The following is a 19,154-nucleotide window of genomic DNA, read 5'->3' as shown; positions in this document are numbered from 1 at the left end:
ATGACCTTGTGTAATGGCCTGTTTAAGGGCTTCTAGAGCGCTTTTAGCCGCCTGGTCTTTGGTAATATGGACAACTGGAGGGTCTATACGCAGGCTTCCTGGTGCGGGGGGATAACCTACAGACGCCTCTACTAAGGCTCCTGTATGACGTGATAACGTCATCTCTATCAAGGGTATGCCATAGGTTCGGGCTATGTCGGTTGTTCCAAACGCATATCCGCCCGGGAAGGGCAAACCCACACTGCCTTCTATAGCATCTTTACTCATCCCGCTTCTCGGTGGATGCATCCATAGTAGGACTACGTCCGCATTCTTTGGGAGGCTTGGCTCTAAACAGCGCGCGTACTGCAGTAATAACCAACGCGCCTGTCTATCCGTCTCTATCCTATCTCGCCGGTTATCCCCATAGCCTTTCACTTGATGATAAAAAGCAGCATAGTTCATAAAATGAACCAACAGCCCATGTAGGCTATCGAAATCTGCGACATATCGAGGGTCTGCCTCCCCCGGTAGCTTAGCAGGCCATTCGACCTCTACTACCCTTTCTTGGTTGGTACTGTAAGTTACCCTCACCCGAGAAGGCTGTCGTTCATGAGCTAGGCCAAGACGATTAAGCAGTTGGTCACTTTCTGCTATGGCCTTCTCCGGTTTCATGTCGTAGCGGGTGAAGAGGAGGGTCTTGCCGATGTCGGCAGCGGATGGTTTGGGCAACAAGTTAAGAGGCTGTGGGGAGGTTGTTTGTCCGAAAGCGGTTGCCGAGGCAAGGCTACTCCACGCAAAGAGGCCTAAGGTAGTTATAGCAGGATAAAGATAACGTTTCATGGCTTTCTCCTTAATTAATTGGTAACGGAGAACTTACTAGTGTATGAGATACCATATGTTGCAGATGTATTTGAATTACCTATATATACGCCATGGAGGATAGCATAATAGTCCTCCCAAACACAAGCGAAAAGCAGGCATTGATTATCATTAAGAGCCGGAGGCAACAGATTTTGAGGAGGTGGTAAAGCGCCACCAAGTGGATTCGGCTAGGTATCTGGCCACGGTGCTCCCTGTTGGTATAAGGGTAAATAGGCCTGATACTGTGCGTTTACAGCTGCCGCCATCCCGCTAATAGTTATGATACTATCTATTGCTTCTCAATTCACTAATAGAAAACTCTATGGAGATTACACAGGCTGGGGTGTAAAGACAGGTTTATCCTCGTCTGCAATGCAATAGTCCATCTTACATGATCGCAAAACTCCTTAACAGGGAGGGCTAGTTATACTAGTGTCACCGGCGCTGAAAGCCGGTGTGTTCGACCGTTTAGTCTTTCTGTAAGGAGCCGGTGATAGTTAACTCTTCAAAGGAATCGATCTTTTGGCGAAGGCGGTCTTGTTCCACGATGGCGTAATCGGTTTCTGGGTCGAAGTAAATGATGCGGCTGCCGGAGAAGTCGAAGTGGAAAGGCACGTGGATGAGGTTGGCGAGTGCCTCTTTCACGGCGGCTTGCTGTTCTGGAGGCACGAAGAGCAGGAGAAAACCTCCTCCTCCGGCCCCGGTGATTTTTCCACCGAGAGCCCCTGCCTTGCGTGCGGTCTCATAGATGGCGTCAATGCGCGGGTTACTCACCGCGTTGCTGAGGGAGCGCTTTAGCTCCCACCCCTCGTGCAGCAACTCGCCGAACTCTTTAAGTTCGCGCTGGCCGGTTAATATAGAAAGGCCCTCCTCGACGAGAGCTTTCATGATGCTCAACTGCTGCTTTTTGGTCTCGATGCGCTGGACATAAGTTTCGGCAACCTGAGCAGCTGTGCGCCGTACTCCTGTGTAGAAAAGCATGAGGTGTGCATTCAGCTCGTTGATGCGCTGTTGCGACAGCGTCATAGGCTGTAGGGAAAACTGGCCATTTGGAGAAAATGTAATGTGATTAATGCCTCCGTAGGCGGCCATAATCTGGTCTTGGCAGCCGACCGTCTCTTTCAGGCGCTCCTGCTCAATTTCGATGGCCTCTTGGGCTAGCTGCTGTTGCGAAGCGATCTGTCCCATGAGGGCATGAAGGGCGTTCAGCAATCCCACGGTGAAGGCGGAACTGGAGCCCATGCCGCTGCGTGCCGGCAGATCGGCGTCATGATGAATGGACAGGCCTCGTTCTATCTGCAAAAACCGTAGGACTTCTCGCACTGCCGGATGTTCGATGGCATCCACGGTGGTGGTGTTTTCGCTGCGTGAGTAGACAATGCGGTAGCGAAAGTCGAAGAAAGGGGGCAGATAACGACAGCAGAGATAGCAGTATTTGTCAATGGTGGCGGCAAGCACGGCGCCGCCGTGGGTGCGAAACCAGGAAGGATAGTCGGTACCACCTCCAAAGAAGGAGATACGAAAAGGAGTTCTACTAATGATCATTTGGCTAAATCCTCGCAGGCCTGATGCAGAAAGAGTTCAGCGCACGTTGTTGCCTCTAAATTATACCAGTAAGTCAGCGCGCTAAGGTTCTACGTTGTAATCTCACAGGGGCGATAGGCAGGCAGGAAAAAGGTGCAGAAAAGTGAAATTCTGTTACCGTCAAAAACATACAGGAGGTCGGTTTCATGAACGCTATGGCCAAGCGGAGCGCGCTCAAAAGGCCTGCGCTCTTTGGCGCTATCAGCTTCAGCATCTTTTTTACACTAGCTCTACAGAGTGTGGCTTCTCCCCTTGCTAAACATCAGCAGGAACTAGGTTCTCAAGACGAGACGAACCTTCTCGCCCTCCCTCCAGAAAAACCCATTCTTGGTATGAGCACCCCTGCGCTCTCACCGGATGGAAAAGAGATATGCTTTGTGTACCGCGGTAGCCTTTGGCTGGTCTCTTCAAAGGGGGGGAAAGCAACCCGGTTGACCATTCGTAATACCACCGATTTCGACCCCCACTGGTCGCCTGACGGGCAGTTTATCGCCTTCTCCAGTCTGCGCCGAGGGAACTTCGGCATCTATATTATTCCGGCTCGTGGAGGGGAACCACGACAGGTTACCTACTTTAGCGGCAGCAACTGGGTTACCGATTGGATGCCGGATGGTTATCATCTGCTGTTTTACTCGGCCGGGCGCGATACCCATACTTTTGCCATCTTTTCCATAGACCTGCGTGACCGATCTCTAAAGCAGTTGACCCACGATACCGAACCTCTACGGTTTGCCGTTAGCTCGCCGGATGGCAAGCAGATCGCCTATACGCGCAGCGGCCAGCCCTGGTGGCGAGGATGGTATCGGGGCAGTGTTGCTGCCCAAACGATGGTGGAGGATTTGGCGACCGGCAAAGTTCGCCAGGTGCTCTCTACCCCGGCTCAACAGTTTTGGCCGCTGTATGCCCCAGACGGAAAGTCGCTTTTCATCACCACCATCTATGGGCATAGCAATACACCCAACATTTGGCGGGTGCCGCTAGATGGGGGGCCACCACAAGCGGTGACTCACTACACCACCGATGCCGTGCGATGGCCTAGCATTGCACGCAACGGATCGCTGATCTGCTATCTTTACAAAGGCGACATCTACACGGTGAAACCAGATGGCTCCGATGCACATCCCCTCACCATCTACGCGCCTTCGGATAGTCCTGTTCAAAACACCGAACAGATGGTGCTTCATGATGGCGCCGACGAAAGCCATCTTTCCCCCGATGGCAAAACGCTGGCCCTGGTTCTCAAAGGGAATATCTGGCTGGTGCCCACGACGGGCGGAGATGCAGAGCGTCTCACCAACAACATCGCGAACAACAACGATCTCACCTGGTCGCCCGACGGCACGCGCATCGGTTTTATTTCGGATGTGGGGAATCAGCCCGATCTGTACACCATTGATGTGAAGACCAAACAGATCACGCGACTTACTAACGATATGGCACAAGAGAGCAACACCAACTGGTCGCCAGATGGGGTCTATATCGCTTATGCGAAAGCAGGCCCCAAACCCGGGCTCTACGTGGTGCGGGCTGCCGGCGGAGAGCCGGAACGGATGGTGGCCGCCGGCAACGGAGATAACCTCTACGGCACAGGCATTAACTCCTTCGCGTGGTCGCCGGATAGCAAATGGCTGGCCTTTTCGCGCATGGATCGCTATGGCACACGCGATATTTGGGTGGTACCTACCGTAGGTGGCACCCCGGTTAACATCACTGCCTATCCGAACAACAATGCCGATCCGCAGTTTACAAAAGATGGAAAATACCTTATTTTCATCTCCGATAGAAACGGCACTCCGCAGTTGTTCCGTTTACCCCTTCTCAAGCCGGGGTTGGAGCCGAAGCAGCCGCCGAACGCACCCGTTCAGGTGAAGATTGACTTCGACGGCATTACCGACCGGGCAGAGCTGATTCAGACCCCTGCTCCGGTGGATGACTACGCCATTACTCCCGACAGCAAGTACATCGTTTTTCATGCTAACAATAACTTCTGGGCTGTGCCTGTGCAGGGAGGCTCGGTAACGCAATTGACCAGCCAGGGAGAGCCGGGCGGCGGCATTGAGTTCACACCGGATGGCAAGCGTTTCTTTTATCTTGGCGCTAACGGGACACCTCGCTCGTTAGGTGCTCCACCGGGCCCTGCAGGGACACCTGAAGTCGTTAACTTTAATGCGAACTATACGTTTAATCGGGAGCTGCTCTATCTACAGGCTTTCAACGAGTTCTATCGTCGGTTCGGAACGGCTTTCTATGATCCGAGTATGAACGGTGTGAACTGGGCTGCCTTGCGGGAGAAGTACAAACCTCAACTCGATGGTGTAGGCACGCCGTGGGAGTTTGCGAACCTGTTGTCGGAGATGGTGGGTGAGGTGAACTCCTCTCATTCCGAAATCTCTCCGGCCATCACGCCTAGCGGCCCTCAAACGGCCACACTGGGTTTGAAATACGATTACAACTATCCTGGCCCAGGCCTAAAAGTGGTGAGTGTGATGCCCGATGGCCCCGGCGATCAGCCTCAATCTCGAATCAATCCCGGCGACTATATTCTGCAAGTGGACGGCAAACCGGTTGCGATGAACGAGTACTACTATCAGACACTGCAAGACAAGGCCGGGAAAACCGTTAAGCTGCTCGTTAACACAAAGCCTACCGAGCAGGGAGCGCGCACCGTGGAGATCAAGCCCATAACATTAGGTCAATGGGCGGATTTGGAATACAAAAACTGGGTAAAGCAGAACCGTGAGCTGGTGGATAAGCTTTCGGGTGGGCGTTTGGCCTATATCCATATCCGCGCAATGGATCAAAGCTCGCTTCGTAGCTTTGAACGTGACCTCTATAGCATCGCCATGCGAAAAGAGGGGCTTATTCTCGATGTACGCCGGAACGGAGGGGGAAATACCCATAATGAAGTGTTGCGTGCGCTTGATCAGAAGGTCTATGCCTATACCAAACCCCGTGATGGCCTATTGGAAACGCAGCCGCTTCGGGCTTTTACCAAACCGATTGTGCTTTTGATAGACCAAAACTCCTACAGCGATGCGGAGATATTTGCCGCTAGTTTTGAGGCGCTTAAAAGAGGCCTCGTGGTAGGCGTGCCCACACCGGGCTACGTTATCGGCACCTATGAGGGCACCCTTGTGGATGGAACGCATTTTCGCTTGCCCTCCTGGGGCTACTACACCCTGTCAGGTCAAAACCTTGAAAACCTGGGAGTTAAACCCGACATCATCGTGGTTAACACGCCAAACGACATCGCTGAGCATAAGGATAACCAACTGATTGTGGCCGTACAAACGCTTCTGCGGGAGCTGCCACCGGTAAGCAACTCAGAGGGGAACCCGCCTGTAGTGCTGCGCAGCGCTAACGACAACCCCAATGGCGGGTCGGCTGCCGACTTTCACGGCATTCACGGCACCTACAAGCCCTCAAACCAGTCCAAGCTGCCGATAAACCCATAGCATAAGGGTTGCCGCGAAGGTGGTGACAAGGGTGGAAGGAATGCCCACTTTCAAAAAAGGCCAGAAGCCTAGTGGGCATTCCTCCTTCGCCCCTTGAGCCACGATAAGGTTGGCCACGCTTCCCAGCAGCGTGAGGTTGCCGGCAAAAGTGCTCGATGCAGCCAGCACAAGCCACAGTAAGGAAGCTTGGGTATGGGTGGCCACCCACCCCCGCGCTAACATCACGAAAGGCACATTGCTGAACAGGTTACTACCCACAACAGAGGCCAACGAGAAAAGGCTTAGCTGAGCCAAGCTGCCGGCGTTGTGGAAAAGGAGGGGAGCCAATCGGGCAAAAACCGGTCCTTCCGCTCGGTTAACCCCATCTACCACCACAAAAAGGCCGGCAAAGAACAGCAGCAGCGCCCAGTCCACCCTTGCAAACGTCTCTTCGGTCGGGCGGTTAGCCCAAATCAGCAACGCCACTGCGGCGCAGAGGGCGGCCAAGTCCATGGGGGCACCTGCTAAGAAGGCGATGAGTAGGCCTGAAAGCACCCCACCTGTTTTTATGGCCAATTTGCGATCAAGCCGTCCCTCTCGTTCCGGCGGAGTGTTCTCTGTAGGCATCTGAAGCCCAACAAGCTGTTTGGCGTAGAGCCAGCGCACGATCGCCCCGTTGAGAAAGAGGCAAATAAGTCCGATGGGCACCATCCTCGCAGCATATCCGCCCCAGCTCCAGTGAGAGGATTGGCCGATGAGAATATCTTGTGGGTTGCCTGTAAGGGTCATCACCGAGCCTACATTGCTGCTAGTGGCCAACGCCAATAGGTACGGCTCGGCGGGTAGTTTAGCCCTGCGGGCTACACTGAGAATCAGCGGGGTCATCAACAAACAGATGGTATCGTTGACGAAGAGCGCGGAGAGCAGACCTGAGGTACCACAGACGACCCAGAGGAGCTGGCCTGGTGTGCGGCTTCGATGCACCAGCGTTCTTGCCAGCATATCGAGCAGGCCGGAGATGATGGCGTAGTGGATAACGATCATCATCCCGAGTAAGAGGGCTAGGGTGGCCAGGTCAATAGCCTGGGCTGCCTCGCGGCGTGTTAGAACGCCGGCCACAATCATCAAAACGGCGCCCACGAGGCTGGCGGCAGGGCGATCAAGTTTTCGTGGAGAGTTCTCTCCGGCAAGGATAATGAGGTAGACCAAAGAGAAAATGGCGACTGCAAGGAGGCCTCTATCTGTCATAAAACCGCTTTCGAGAGATTGAAAGTTTAGATCGTTGCGCCGATTTTACCCTAAAAACCAAAAAAACCTCCCGATAAAGCTATCGGAAGGTTAGAGAGGCCTAGGAGGAACCTAAGCGGTACAGCGCTGTTGGCGCCGTACCGCTGTTCAAACCATATCCAAATGGGACAGGTCTGATTCCCACTTCAACGAGCTATGACTTAAGGGAGAGGGCGCCCTGCCCCAGAAAATCGCAAGATTTTCTGAGGACTCCAATACCTGCTTTGAGGGGGTAGGGGTAGGCACAAGGCCTACCCCTGTACGCGAAACTGAGGGAAAAGGTGCCGTCCACTAGGACGCTCACCGCTAGGTGCCCTCCATCCTGTGAGAACTGTTCTTTTGTTTCCCCTCTGTACTACAGCAACCAGGGCTTCCGCCTTGGCCGGCTCAGCATTGCCTCTGCCACGGGGTCGTTGTGGAAGGTCTCGCGCTCGGGGTCCCAGTAAAGGATTTTGCCGCCTAGACGCAGAGAGATGTTGCCGAGATGGCAGATGGTAGCTGAACGATGCCCCACACTCGCCGGACAGATGGTCTCTTTGCGAGTCCGAATGCAGTCTACGAAGTTCTGCATATGGTCGTTAGAGACATAGAGCCTTATGGCGTTGGGTGGCAAGGGAGTGGTGAGCAGTTTGGGGTCGCTAGCCTCAATGCGACTGCGGGATACAAACACGGTGCCATTTTCCCCCTCAAAGGTCACCCCATTTTCGCCCTGGTTCGTGGTGTGGAGAACAGTGCCATCGGCATAGGTAGAGTAGATGTCGAACTCGGGGAAGGTATTGTAGCAGTTCACTCCGATGGTGGGGCCGCGTCCAAACCCTTGTACCTTGATGGGGCCGGTATGGTCGGTGCCAAGCCCCCATTGGGCGATGTCGTTGTGATGGGCGCCCCAGTCGGTCATCATGCCACCGGAGTAGTCTAGCCACCAGCGGAAGTTCCCGTAAACCCGCTCGGGAAAATAGTCGGGCAGTAGGTCCGATTGAGCGACGGGGCTGCGCCAGAAGTTGAAGATGATGTCGTCGGGCACATCGCCCCGTAGAATAGTGGGGTCGGAGGGGGCTGGGCCAAGCCAGAAATCGAAATCGAGATCGTCGGGCACCGGTTGTGGCTGGAAGGGGCCACCGGTAGGCCCGGTGGGCAGATGGGCTGTGACCGTTTTGATCTTGCCGATCAACCCGTTTCGTGCGATCTCACAGGCAAGGCGAAAACGAGGATCAGAGCGTTGCTGGCTTCCTACTTGAAACACGCGGCCGGTTTCTTGAGCTACCCGCACCAGCTTTTTGCCCTCATCGATGGTAAGAGTAAGGGGTTTTTCACAGTAGACATCCTTACCTGCCCGCAGAGCCGCTATCGCGATCTGGACATGCCAATGGTCGGGTGTGCCGATGATCACGGCGTCAATCGTCTTATCGGCCAGAAGGTCACGGAAGTCATGATACTGTTTTGTGCCGGGGCCGAACTCATTGGCCGCGTCGGCGCAGTGGGTGCGATCTACATCGCAGACGGCGACCACTTTACAGCCGGCCTTGCTGGCAGCGGCATGGGCATCGTTAAGCCCTTGACGAAAGCCTCCCTTTTTGCCTCCACACCCAATGAGGCCAAACTGAATGGTGTCGTTTGGCCCAAGGCGACGAGGACGTTCGGCGTCGAGCGCACGCTCTGAGGCTATAGCCTCTTTTTCGTACCATGTGGGCAGGCCTGCCGCTGCAATGGCTGCGAGGGCGCGGGTAAGAAACTTTCGCCGTGTCTCCTGATAGCGATTGAAGAGGGTATACATGTGTCATCCTCCTTTAGTAAAAACTCCTGCCGGTGGAACCGGTAGGAGTCTTTTTCTTCTTTAAGGGAGGATTTCCTGCCGAAGCGTATCAGGCGGCCTCGTGCGAGGAGCGTCGTGCACGCTTATCGGCGTACATGGCAGCGTCGGAGCGGCAAAGCAGCCCTTGAATATCCATAGCATCCTCTGGATAGAGGGCGACGCCGATGCTAATGCCCAGGGGAGGAAAATCGGGGTCGTGCTGTTGGATTTGCCTCACATAACGCTCCACAGCACGCCGCAGCTTCGTCGCAACGACCTCGGCGGCGACCCGATCGGCCCGAGCAAGCACCACCACAAACTCATCGCCCGCATAACGTGCCGCAAGATCGTAGTTGCGCACGTGGTTGCGGAAGATGTCGGCTAAATCTTTCAACGTTTGATCGCCGGTGGCGTGGCCGTAGAGATCGTTGATGGGCTTAAAATGGTCTACATCTATGTTCAGCACGGCTAGGGAGCCGTTTTCACGATTGGCTCGGTTTATCTCCCGCTCCAAATATTCACGCAGATAGCGCGCATTGCGGAGACCGGTGAGGGCGTCGGTATAGGCCGATTCTTGGATTTCGGAGAACTGTTGCGCGCGTTCCAACGCGTGGCTTGCTTGGGTGGCTACAAGCCGCATAATGCGCAATGTTTCCGAGTTGAAAGCGTCGGGCAGTTCGCTGTAGAGGTTAATGGTGCCTAACGATTGCCCGCCAGAGACAAGCGGCACAATAAGGGTAGAACGGAAAGGTACCCAGGGGTCGCTTACGTCTCGAAGAATCAGGTCTTCTGGGAGGAAGGAGGCGCAGATGGCCTCGGCACGGAAGAAGGCACGTCCGGTGAGGTAGGTGCCGACACGGGCAACGCTGCCTAAAAGGTGGCGCGCATTTAGCCCTACGGCGGCATGTGCATGAAGGTACTCGCCACCCTCTTCCGGCAAGAAGAGGGCGCAGGCGTCGCAGCCGATAAGCGCTTGAATGTGATGGAGAAGCACATCGGCCATGGCTTCGAGGTGCAGCGTTTCTGAAAGAGCACGCGTGATGGTGTAGAGGGCCAGCGTCTCTCTTTGAGCTGCTGCGATGTCGTGGAGGACGGCCTGTGCATCCTTGCTTGGTTGGAAGGTGAAGGCATCGGCCGGTATGGCCTCAAGGCTTTTCTGCACTGCTAATGTACGAAAGGCGGCCACCACCGCCGGGTCGAACTGGGTGCCGGCACGCGCTTCGATCTCGGCAATGGCCTCTTTAGGAGAGAGCGGTTGGCGGAAGGGACGCGGATGCAGCAACGCACTGTAGGTGTTGGCCACCGCCAAAATACGCGCGCCCACCGGTATCTCCTCGCCTTTCAGGCCATCGGGATAGCCACTTCCATCCCAATGCTCCGCATGATGGCGTACAAGCGGCACCACCGGCCAAGGGAAGGGAATGGATGCGAGGATGCGCGCGCCTAAGACGGGGTGAGTGCGCAACTTCTCCTGTTCTTCCGGTGTAAGGGTGTCGGCTTTCAGAAAAATATGGTCAGGAACGCCCAGCCGGCCGATGTTGTGCAGCATGGCCGCTGCTTGCAGAGCTGCCATTTCCTCTTCCGAAAGCGAGAGGGCGCGCGCGATGGCAAGGGCACACTGTTTCACACACTCTACATGCCCAATGTTGTAGGGGTCGCGTGCGTCTATGGCACTTGTAAGCGCCTCGATGGTGGAGAGACAGAGTTGCTGCCCGCGCGTCTGCTCCATCTTGAGCTGCGTTTCCCAATAACGCTGCTGACGTCTCGAAGTGCGACGTGCGGCAAGGCACCAAGCAAGCCCGCCGCTCAACAGAGCGATCATCGTGAAGGAGCTTTCAGGCGTCATCAAAATAACCGGCAAGGGCTTTCTCCTAACATGTAGATTAACGGGACTTCGATTCTATTTTCGGAGCCACGAACGGAAGAGGTTACTGTAAAAATTACCGAAAATATTATAACACAATAAAATAGAATTCGCTTTTAATTGGAGAGTTGAGTTTGTATGCACGGTGCTTATCGCGCAGAGGTTAGGTGGCACATAAGAGCTTGTTCTAGGCGCAAAGCCTCCTCAATGGAGGAGATATCGAACTTGGCCGCGATCTCAAACAGCGTATTTGTGGGGGTGATGAGCAGCTGACAGCGGAGGACGGTCGCGCGAAATTGGAAGGAGGTATCGCCGGCAGACGTGGGCAGGGTGAAGCGCAGCTTTAGAGAGGTGGTGGGGGCTATTTCCACGGAATGTAATATACGCAATCCTCCGGCCCCAATTTCAACGCCTGTACTCACGAGCCAGTCTTCCGTTTCGCCGAGGGCAATCTCTATCGGGAAGGTAAGTTTGAGTCGTGCGCTGGCCCGCCGTTCAACAAAGCGAACCGATGCATATTGAGATTTTTCCATGATCTTTAGTTCCATAGAGACCCTCTACTTCGTATGTAAATTTTTGGCGTTAAGCAGCCTCGGCAAGGTCATGTAGGAGACGCAGCAGGCGCAGCTGGTGTATCCGCAACATTCTCGTAAATTTCAGTCCGACCGCATAGCTGCCTTTTTTGGAATCCTTATCTTTGGCTAAGGTACAGCGAACCACAGAGGCCTCTGCGAAGAGTGGCTCGCCGTCGTTCAGCTCGATGCAAAGGCCGACCAACGTGCCGGCGAGAAGAATCTGCTTGGTTCTTATGAGGCAGCCACCTTGGGAGATGTCTAGAACATGGGTGAGTTCGCCTGCCTCTGGGCCAGCCTTCTGCATCTCTTCCAGTGAGGTGTTGGGCTGATAGCAACCCAAAAAATTGCAGGCAAGGCGTTCCGAACGACGTCTTTGTTGGAACCCTAGCCGTTCTTTTGGCACGACAAAAAGGTGATCGCGGCATTTTAAGACGGTTGTCTCCATCACATAGAGACCTTCTTCGGTAGCATAACGAAGACAGAGCCGTGTGCCCTCTCGAAGAAGATCGGTCTCAGTAGGATGGTCTAAAGCGATGACGAGCAGCTTGTTGTTGGCCTGCTGAATGGTGGCGAGCAGAGGCCGGGACGTATGGAATAAGCTTATCTCGATAAGATCACCAGTGTCGAACATAGAACTATCTCCTTAGGGAGACCGCCGAATAAAGGACGTGCTTGCGATGTGGAGACATCTCATATCCATTATCGGTGAGTTTGTGCCGGAAGCAGAGAGAGATTCGGCCTTACACGGGGCAAGTTAATAGGCAGCGGGGCCTGGTTGCCTATCCTCCTGCTCTGCTCTTTGAGTGCCGCCGTTTGCTGAGGCCGCACCTGACTGTAGGTAGAGACTGCCGATTTTCACGGCTCCAGATGCCGTTTGCAAAGAGAGGCGACTTTGCTCGCCCCTATCTCGTCGCTTCCACCGAATTCGGGGGGTGCTGGCATACGGCGATGCAGCGGCCAGGGGAAGAGACGGTTAAGAACGTATCACCGGCTGTTGAGGCGTCTACTTTGTTCTACATGGAGCCATGGGGCTACGGTGTTTGGTTGCCAGAGGAAACCGCGAGGAAGCGGATTGGTCTCCTCTCTGATAAGGGAATAGAGGGCTTTGAGGTACCCGGGTTCTGTAGACGTTGGGTCTTAGTTGTTTTTGGTTTCAGGCCGAGGGTTGAAATCGGCGGGGATAGTGTTAGGGATATGGCGTTGTATATCTACCGGCTCGACGCCTGCCCATCGCCAGCCGATGCCGGTCTGTTGAGGCAAGTGGCGAATGAGATTTTCGGGGATAAGCGCATAGCTTGGTGGCAGCGGTGCCGCGCGGCCAGCCAAGCGCGCCGGGTCTAAGCAGCAGAGGAGATCGGTGATTTGAGGAGTTTTGTCGTCGAATGGGCCGAGATTGGTTTGATGATACCGCTGAACCCCAAGACGACGGGCATAGGCTTCCGCAGGTAGGTCGGCTAAAGGCACCAAGCCAAACACGCTATCTATAAACTTCACGACGCTGGCCGTATCGCCCGATGCATGCGCGATATAGTGCGTGCGTGCATAGGGAGACAGGAAAAGCAAGGGCACACGCGGCCCGTCTGAGAGCCAATGTCCGTCCGGCCCTATGGCACGCAGCGGAGGCGGCACGTGGTCGTAGTCGCCTTCGCTGTCATCCCAGGTGATGATGATAGCGCAGTGCGCCCAGTAAGGACTTTTTGCGATCTGATTAATACATTCGGCGACAAAGGCCTCGCTGATCTGCGAGTCGGAATCGCCGGGGTGGTCATCGTCTCCGAGGAAGCGCCCGGTGCCTCTCAGTTGCGGATCGGCCGGCTGCAGGCCCATGATGTTTCGTTTTCCCCCTTTAACATAGATAACGCCACCGGATGGCGGCAAGCGATGGAAACGAAGGTCTGTAAAAAACGCCTTCAGGTCGTGCAGGTGTGCCGCCAGCGTTGGGTTATTGCTGATGTAGCCGAAGTACTGCGGCCCGTTATGATGGGTGACATAAGAGATGTGTAGACCATCGGCATCCACCTCATCATGGTCGCCTGTGGTGCCAAAGCCTTCCTCATACCACTCCCAAGGGATGGCAGGTGTGTTGTGGCTAGCGATGGCGGTAATATCTTGGCGCACATCGCGTAGGTCGTTTTTGGGGTCGCGATCTGCGGTAATTTGGTGTGGCAGGGACTTTCCACCCAGAGTCAGCATAAGCGTGGCATAGGTAAGGTTGTACTGAATGCGTTCGGGATGAGCGGAATCCTCTTTCGTATCTTTGGGGTTAAAGGGCATGCGGCCTGTACGAGTTTTATCTAGCGGTGAGCCCCAAAACGGGTTCGAGTCGTTAACAACCGGTAGTCCCGGGCCGCGGCCTCCGTCTCCTTTAAAAGCCTCGTGAGGGTGCAGAAGCCATTGCGTGATGCCGCTTTGGGCGCCGATGATGCAGAGGTTACCAGGGGTAGAGTCGGCAGCCATCTCCTCAAAGATGTGGTCACAGAGCACAAACCGATTCGCATAGCGCCACAAGAACGGGATCGTATCCCCATCCACATAGGCCATTTCAAGTTCGGCGTACTGTTTGGCGGCAAGGGAGGGCAGTTTGCCTTTGGTGTGGCGTTTCTCTTCGGTAAGGGCAAAGCGATCCATGAGAGGGTGCCTGCTGACGATGTGCATTTTTTGGAGGGTAACAGGGTGGGAATGCCCTACGCTGCCGAGATCGGCGGCATATTGTTGTGGCCCGATACGGAACGGATGCACCATTGTGAAGGAGCCATCTGTGTTTTCGATAGGCTGATAAAAACCCGGCGTCTGTTTAGGCGGATGAGAAAAGAGGCCTTCGGCTCCGGGGAAGGTGCCGAAGTACGAATCGAAGGAGCGATTCTCTTGATAGAGAATAAAAACGTACTTGATGCGTTGGTGTGCAAGTGCACATATTTGTTGGGGCGACAGCTTAGGCTCCTCGTGTTTTGGTACCCGATAGCGGGCGATGGTTGGATCGGCGATAGTCTGTGAGAGAGCCGGGCGGAAAGAAGCGTTAAAGGCTCCGCAGGCCAAAAGGGCTATGAGCAGACGGGAAAAGGGTTTCATAAGGCTATTGTATCCCGCTATTCTTTAAGAAAATATTAAGAGTTTTGTTGAGGAAGCGCTTGAAGTGCCGCTGTCTGCGGAGAGGCAGGAAACAGGCCCTTTTCTCTACCCACCAATGAAGTAGAAGGTGATGGCCAAGATGGCATAGACGCCGAGAAGTTGCGCTCCCTCAAGCCAGTGGGTTTGGCCATCGCTCACGATGCGAATGGCGATGAGGATGGCCATGGTGAGGGCGACGAGTTCGGAAGCGGTGAAAAGAATGGTGAGTGGATGATTCCAAATAAGGCTGGAAAAAACGGCTACAGGAGTCACAAACATGGCGATCTGAATGGAGGATGAAGCGACGATGTCCAGGCTAACATCCATTCGGTTGCGCAGCGCCATGGTAACGGCTGTGCTATGTTCCGCCGCATTGCCTAGAATGGGCAGCAGAATGAGACCGGCAAAGAGGCGGTTGAAATGGAGAATGTGGAGGGCCGGTTCCAGCAACCCAATGAGCAGTTCACTCTCCATAGCGACGACCACGGTGCTGGCAAACAGAATGAGGCTGGCCTTTGTGAGGGACCATTTAGGTTTCTCCTCGGTCTCACCTGTTGGAAAAAGATGGCGGTGGGTGCGCAGGGAGAAGAATAACCCTGCCCCGTAAAGCAGCAGCAGCACCCCAGATACCCATAGGCTCAGCGGCATAAGCGCTGCCGCCCGCAGATTTTTTTCGGGCAAGTGGGCACTCTGTACCAATAGGGCGGGAGTGAGAAAGGCGATGACGGCCAGGCTCATAGAGGTGATATGGGCCTGAGCCACCTCGGAACTGAAGGTGAGAATATTTTGTCGGAAGCCGCCTAAAAGCGCCGAAAATCCGAGCACAAGCAACACGTTGCCGATGATCGAGCCGATGAGCGAAGCCCGCACCACGGTCAGTTCGTTGTGTTGAATGGCCACCAGGGTGATCACGATCTCGGTGGCGTTGCCGAAAGTTGCATTGAGTAGACCGCCGATGAGAGGCCCGCGCGATGCCGCGAGCGACTCGGTGGCCTCTCCCAAAAGCCCGGCCAAGGGTATGAGGGCCAGCCCAGAGGTCAGAAAAACCCACAGGGGTGGAACGTGCAGAAGGTACAGCACAAAGCTAACCGGCACGAAGACGAGCAGCCGGTACATGGTTAAACCTTTCTCATCAACTGGTTTCAAAAAAGCAGAGACGAGGGCTACAAAAAGGCAAGGCCCTCGCTCTGCCAAGCATCACGGTGACTCTACGTCGCTCTGAAAGGCTAACTATTGATGCACATGCACACGGAAGGTGCTTTTGGCCAAAATGCGACCGGTGTAGGGGTCCATCGCCATGACGGTTGCGGTGTAATCGCCTTGCACATAGTAGGCATGGCGCACGGCACGCCCTTCCGATTCCAACTGAATACCATCGGAGGCATCCCAGTCCCACCAAATCTTGAGGGGGCGAATGCCGGCAGTGGGATAGACGGAGTAGGTGACCATTTGGCCAACGCCCACAAGTTGCTCCGGCAGGCTCAGCCCGCTGACGGGCGATTGATCGATAACGACGGCGATACGCCCCACATTGAAATTAGCGGGTGCGTCACCGAAAAGGCGGATTTGGGCGATCTGGGCATCGTCCGCACTGAGGCCGGGCAGCGCGCTCACGGGGATGCTGAGCATGTACCAGTTATTGTTTTGAGAGGCATAGGATAGCGGCAACAGGGCCTCCGTTTTTTTACCGGTGGTGGTAACCAGCTCTACCCGAAAGTTCTGCAGCACCGCTTTTTGGGTGCCGGTGTTGAACCCTCCGCGAGCGCCCGGATAGCCCGGGTAGCCAGGAAAACCGGGGAACCCAGTGGGGCCGGTAGGCGGAACTCCTGGATAGCCCATCGGCCCGCCGTAGCCGGGGTAGCCGGGAAATCGGCCATTATAGCCTGGCACACCGTTGTTCTGGTTATTGGATAGGTAGACGGCGAAGGTGAGATAGGCATCGGGGTTAGAAAGGTAGGGCGCGAGGCTCACAGGGGTTTTTAGAGCGAGGCCGCCTCCTTGATAGTAGCCTTGCGTGGCGATACTGAAAGAGGTTGTGCCGGAGTAGGCGAGATTAGTATCTGGCTTGATGCTGCCGCTGCCGATGGGCAAAAGCGTGTAGGTGCTTGCACTCATGACCCCGTTATAGATATCGAGGCCGCTTTGGGCACGACTCGGGGCGGCTGCGGTAAGCAGTGCCATAGCGCATAGGCCTGCCACAATAGAGAGCGTGCCATGGCCTTTGAGAGCGACGATAGAACTCTTCATGCTTAAGAGTCTCCTCTTTGATGGATATATTCTGGTCTTTGTATACGATGAATACGGTGTGCCCTGCCGGTTTCTGTATCTAGCTCGACGAGAACTCCGGAAAGTTGTGCAGGCCCTTCGGCCACCTCCATGCGTACAGGCAGCAGCGTGCGAAAGCGTTCGAGCACCACATTGCAGTCCATTCCGATAATCGAGTCGATAGGTCCGGTCATGCCCACATCGGTGAGGTAGGCACTGCCTTTGGGCAGGATGCGTTCATCAGCCGTTTGGACATGCGTGTGGGTGCCGATAACTGCGCCGACTTTGCCATCCAAATACCATCCTAACGCCTGTTTTTCGGATGTGGCCTCCGCATGGAAGTCCACTAAAATTATAGACGTTTGTGAACGGAGTAAGGTTAGTAGATTATCCGCCGTGCGAAACGGATCGTCCACCGGTTCCATAAAGGTACGTCCTTGAAGGACGAGAATGCCGACGGGCACTTTCTTTGTAGGGTAGACGCCCCATCCCCGTCCGGGCGCGAGGGGTGGGTAGTTGGCCGGACGCAGGAGGCGTGTTTCGGCATCGAGCATCGGGTAGATATCGCGTTTACCCCATGCGTGGTTGCCTAAGGTGAGTACATCAACTCCGGCCTCCAACATCTCCGTAGCGAGCGCTGGGGTAATGCCGATGCCGCCAGCTGCGTTCTCGGCATTTACCACCACGAAATCCGCTTGAAACTCTTCGCGGAGGGGCTTCAGCAGATGCAGCAGAAGCTCACGCCCCGGCCGTCCCACCACATCGCCTATCATAAGCAGGCGGAGGTAAGGCATGTCCTCCCTTCTCCTTTAGCGTGCGTAATCTACCGCACGCGATTCGCGGATGACGGTTATTTTGATCTGGCCCGGATACTCCACCTGCTCTTCGATGCGACGAGCCATTTCGCGTGCGAGCTGCATAGCGGCCAGATCGTCCACTTTCTCCGGCTTCACGATCACCCGTATTTCGCGCCCAGCTTGCACGGCAAACGTTTTTTCCACTCCTTCAAAGCTATCTCCTATCTCCTCTAGCGCTTTCACGCGACGCACGTAGGTTTCCAAAGCCTCCCGTCGCGCTCCGGGACGGGAGGCAGATATCTGGTCGGCGCAGATCACCAGATGTGCCTCTATAGAAACCGGCTCGACGTCGTGATGGTGCGCTTCGGCGGCATGGGCCACCGCTTCCGACTCGTGATAGCGCCGAAGGATTTCCCCGGATATGAGGGCATGTGGACCCTCCATTTCAAAGTCTACCGCTTTTCCTATATCGTGCAGCAAGCCGGCGCGTTTAGCTACCTGGATATCAGCTCCCACTTCGGCAGCCAAAAGACCGCAGAGGTGAGAAACCTCGATAGAGTGGCTCAACACGTTTTGTCCGTAAGAGTTTCGGTATTTCAGCTTGCCTAGCAGACGCACTATCTCGGCAGGTAGGCCGGTAATTCCCGTTTCAAGGATGGCACGCTCACCCGCTTCACGAATGCGTTCTTCTACCTCCTGTTCGGCGCGATGGACGATCTCCTCGATGCGGCCTGGGTGGATGCGCCCATCAATGATCAGGTTCGTGAGGGCGATGCGGGCGATCTCACGGCGAACCGGATCGAAGCAGGAGAGCACCACGGCCTCCGGCGTATCGTCAATAATAAGGTCTACACCGGTCAGGGTCTCGAAGGCACGAATGTTTCGGCCTTCCCTTCCGATGATACGCCCTTTCATTTCATCGTTGGGGAGGGGCACAACGGAAACGGTGGTTTCCGATGTCTGCTCCACCGCACAACGTTGAATGGCGTCTACCAAGACCTGCCTTGCGCGTTGTAGGCCCTCTTTGCGCGCTTCCTCCTCGATCTCGCGAATACGTCGAGCGGCCTCGTGGCGACACTCTTCCTCTACGAGGTGCAAAAATGTCGTCCGTGCTTCCTCCCGTGTAAGCCCAGAGAGCCGCTCGAGTTCCATAACCTGTTGCTGGCGCAGGGTTTCCACCTCCCTCTGCGCGACCGCTAAGGCCTCCTCACGCTGTTCGAGCGATCGGGCTTGCGCGTCTATACTTTCCGCACGACGATCGAGACTCTCTTCGCGTTGCGCTAGTCTCCGCTCCAGCCTCTGAAGTTCGGCTCGCTTCTCCCGGTTTTCGTTTTCAATCTCAGCTCGCAGCCGAAGCGACTCCTCGCGGGCGTCGAGAAGCGCTCTTCGGCGCGTCTCCTCCGCCTCTCTTAACGCCTGCTCTCTTAGGCGCTGGGCCTCTTCGGACTGTGTTTGGAGCAGTGTTTGTAGCTGAGCACGCTCCTCTATTAAGCGACGACCAATGAAGAAGTGTTCTAAGAAATATCCAAGGAAGGCTCCACAGAGCGCTCCCAGAACAACCGCTATCAGTAAAACCGATACTCCGACGTGTGGCAACTCTTCTAC

General features: G+C 55.2%; 13 protein-coding genes. 1 reads left to right on the top strand and 12 read right to left on the bottom strand.

Translation table 11 applies throughout. The features are described 5' to 3' along the window. A partial coding sequence (locus VKV18_RS00405) for a hypothetical protein (RefSeq protein ID WP_324202251.1) occupies nucleotides 1-822 on the bottom strand: 822 nt, incomplete at its 3' end. Nucleotides 823-1,311: 489 nt separating this feature from the next. After that, the gene (locus tag VKV18_RS00400; RefSeq protein WP_324202250.1) at nucleotides 1,312-2,388 is read right to left on the bottom strand and encodes a kinase; all 1,077 of its coding nucleotides are present in this window, start codon (nucleotides 2,386-2,388) and stop codon (nucleotides 1,312-1,314) included. Between the two features lie 185 nt (nucleotides 2,389-2,573). On the opposite strand from VKV18_RS00400, the gene VKV18_RS00395 reads away from it, so the two are divergent. Next, the gene (locus VKV18_RS00395; RefSeq protein WP_324202249.1) at nucleotides 2,574-5,882 is read left to right on the top strand and encodes a S41 family peptidase; all 3,309 of its coding nucleotides are present in this window, start codon (nucleotides 2,574-2,576) and stop codon (nucleotides 5,880-5,882) included. Here VKV18_RS00395 and VKV18_RS00390 read toward each other — a convergent pair. The 10 genes from VKV18_RS00390 to rny all read right to left on the bottom strand — a co-directional run bounded on the left by VKV18_RS00390 (nucleotide 5,850) and on the right by rny (nucleotide 19,145). Then, the gene (locus VKV18_RS00390) at nucleotides 5,850-7,109 is read right to left on the bottom strand and encodes an anion transporter (RefSeq protein WP_324202248.1); all 1,260 of its coding nucleotides are present in this window, start codon (nucleotides 7,107-7,109) and stop codon (nucleotides 5,850-5,852) included. The genes VKV18_RS00395 and VKV18_RS00390 overlap by 33 nt on opposite strands. 394 nt (nucleotides 7,110-7,503) lie before the next feature. Further along, the gene (locus VKV18_RS00385; protein ID WP_324202247.1) at nucleotides 7,504-8,922 is read right to left on the bottom strand and encodes a Gfo/Idh/MocA family oxidoreductase; all 1,419 of its coding nucleotides are present in this window, start codon (nucleotides 8,920-8,922) and stop codon (nucleotides 7,504-7,506) included. Between the two features lie 88 nt (nucleotides 8,923-9,010). After that, nucleotides 9,011-10,801 carry a bifunctional diguanylate cyclase/phosphohydrolase gene (locus tag VKV18_RS00380; RefSeq protein ID WP_324202246.1) on the bottom strand — a complete coding sequence of 597 codons (1,791 nt, stop codon included), beginning with the start codon at nucleotides 10,799-10,801 and terminating at the stop codon, nucleotides 9,011-9,013. Nucleotides 10,802-10,953: 152 nt separating this feature from the next. Continuing rightward, on the bottom strand, nucleotides 10,954-11,337 hold the full coding sequence (locus VKV18_RS00375; RefSeq protein WP_324202245.1) for a PilZ domain-containing protein: 384 nt from the start codon (nucleotides 11,335-11,337) through the stop codon (nucleotides 10,954-10,956). 49 nt (nucleotides 11,338-11,386) lie between these two features. Next, nucleotides 11,387-12,010: a PilZ domain-containing protein gene (locus VKV18_RS00370; RefSeq protein ID WP_324202244.1), complete on the bottom strand. Its 624-nt coding sequence runs from the start codon at nucleotides 12,008-12,010 to the stop codon at nucleotides 11,387-11,389. 506 nt (nucleotides 12,011-12,516) lie between these two features. Continuing rightward, entirely contained in the window at nucleotides 12,517-14,448 is a 1,932-nt protein-coding gene (locus tag VKV18_RS00365) for a phospholipase C (RefSeq protein ID WP_324202243.1), read from the bottom strand. 105 nt (nucleotides 14,449-14,553) lie between these two features. Beyond that, nucleotides 14,554-15,603, bottom strand: coding sequence for a calcium/proton exchanger (cax, locus tag VKV18_RS00360; protein WP_324202242.1), 1,050 nt, complete (start codon nucleotides 15,601-15,603; stop codon nucleotides 14,554-14,556). A 114-nt stretch (nucleotides 15,604-15,717) separates the two neighbouring features. Further along, nucleotides 15,718-16,734, bottom strand: a complete 1,017-nt coding sequence (locus tag VKV18_RS00355; RefSeq protein WP_324202241.1) for a PKD domain-containing protein — start codon at nucleotides 16,732-16,734, stop codon at nucleotides 15,718-15,720. A 2-nt stretch (nucleotides 16,735-16,736) separates the two neighbouring features. Next, nucleotides 16,737-17,546 carry a TIGR00282 family metallophosphoesterase gene (locus VKV18_RS00350; protein WP_324202240.1) on the bottom strand — a complete coding sequence of 270 codons (810 nt, stop codon included), beginning with the start codon at nucleotides 17,544-17,546 and terminating at the stop codon, nucleotides 16,737-16,739. A gap of 15 nt (nucleotides 17,547-17,561) precedes the next feature. Continuing rightward, nucleotides 17,562-19,145 (bottom strand): ribonuclease Y, encoded by a 1,584-nt coding sequence (gene rny, locus VKV18_RS00345; protein ID WP_345786386.1) that lies wholly within the window; start codon nucleotides 19,143-19,145, stop codon nucleotides 17,562-17,564. Between the last annotated feature and the right edge of the window lie 9 nt (nucleotides 19,146-19,154).

This window comes from Chthonomonas sp., from assembly GCF_035294505.1.
Classification (GTDB): Bacteria; Armatimonadota; Chthonomonadetes; order Chthonomonadales; family Chthonomonadaceae; genus Chthonomonas.
Note: the sequence above shows the minus strand (reverse complement) of the source record. Positions and strands in the feature narration are given on the sequence as shown.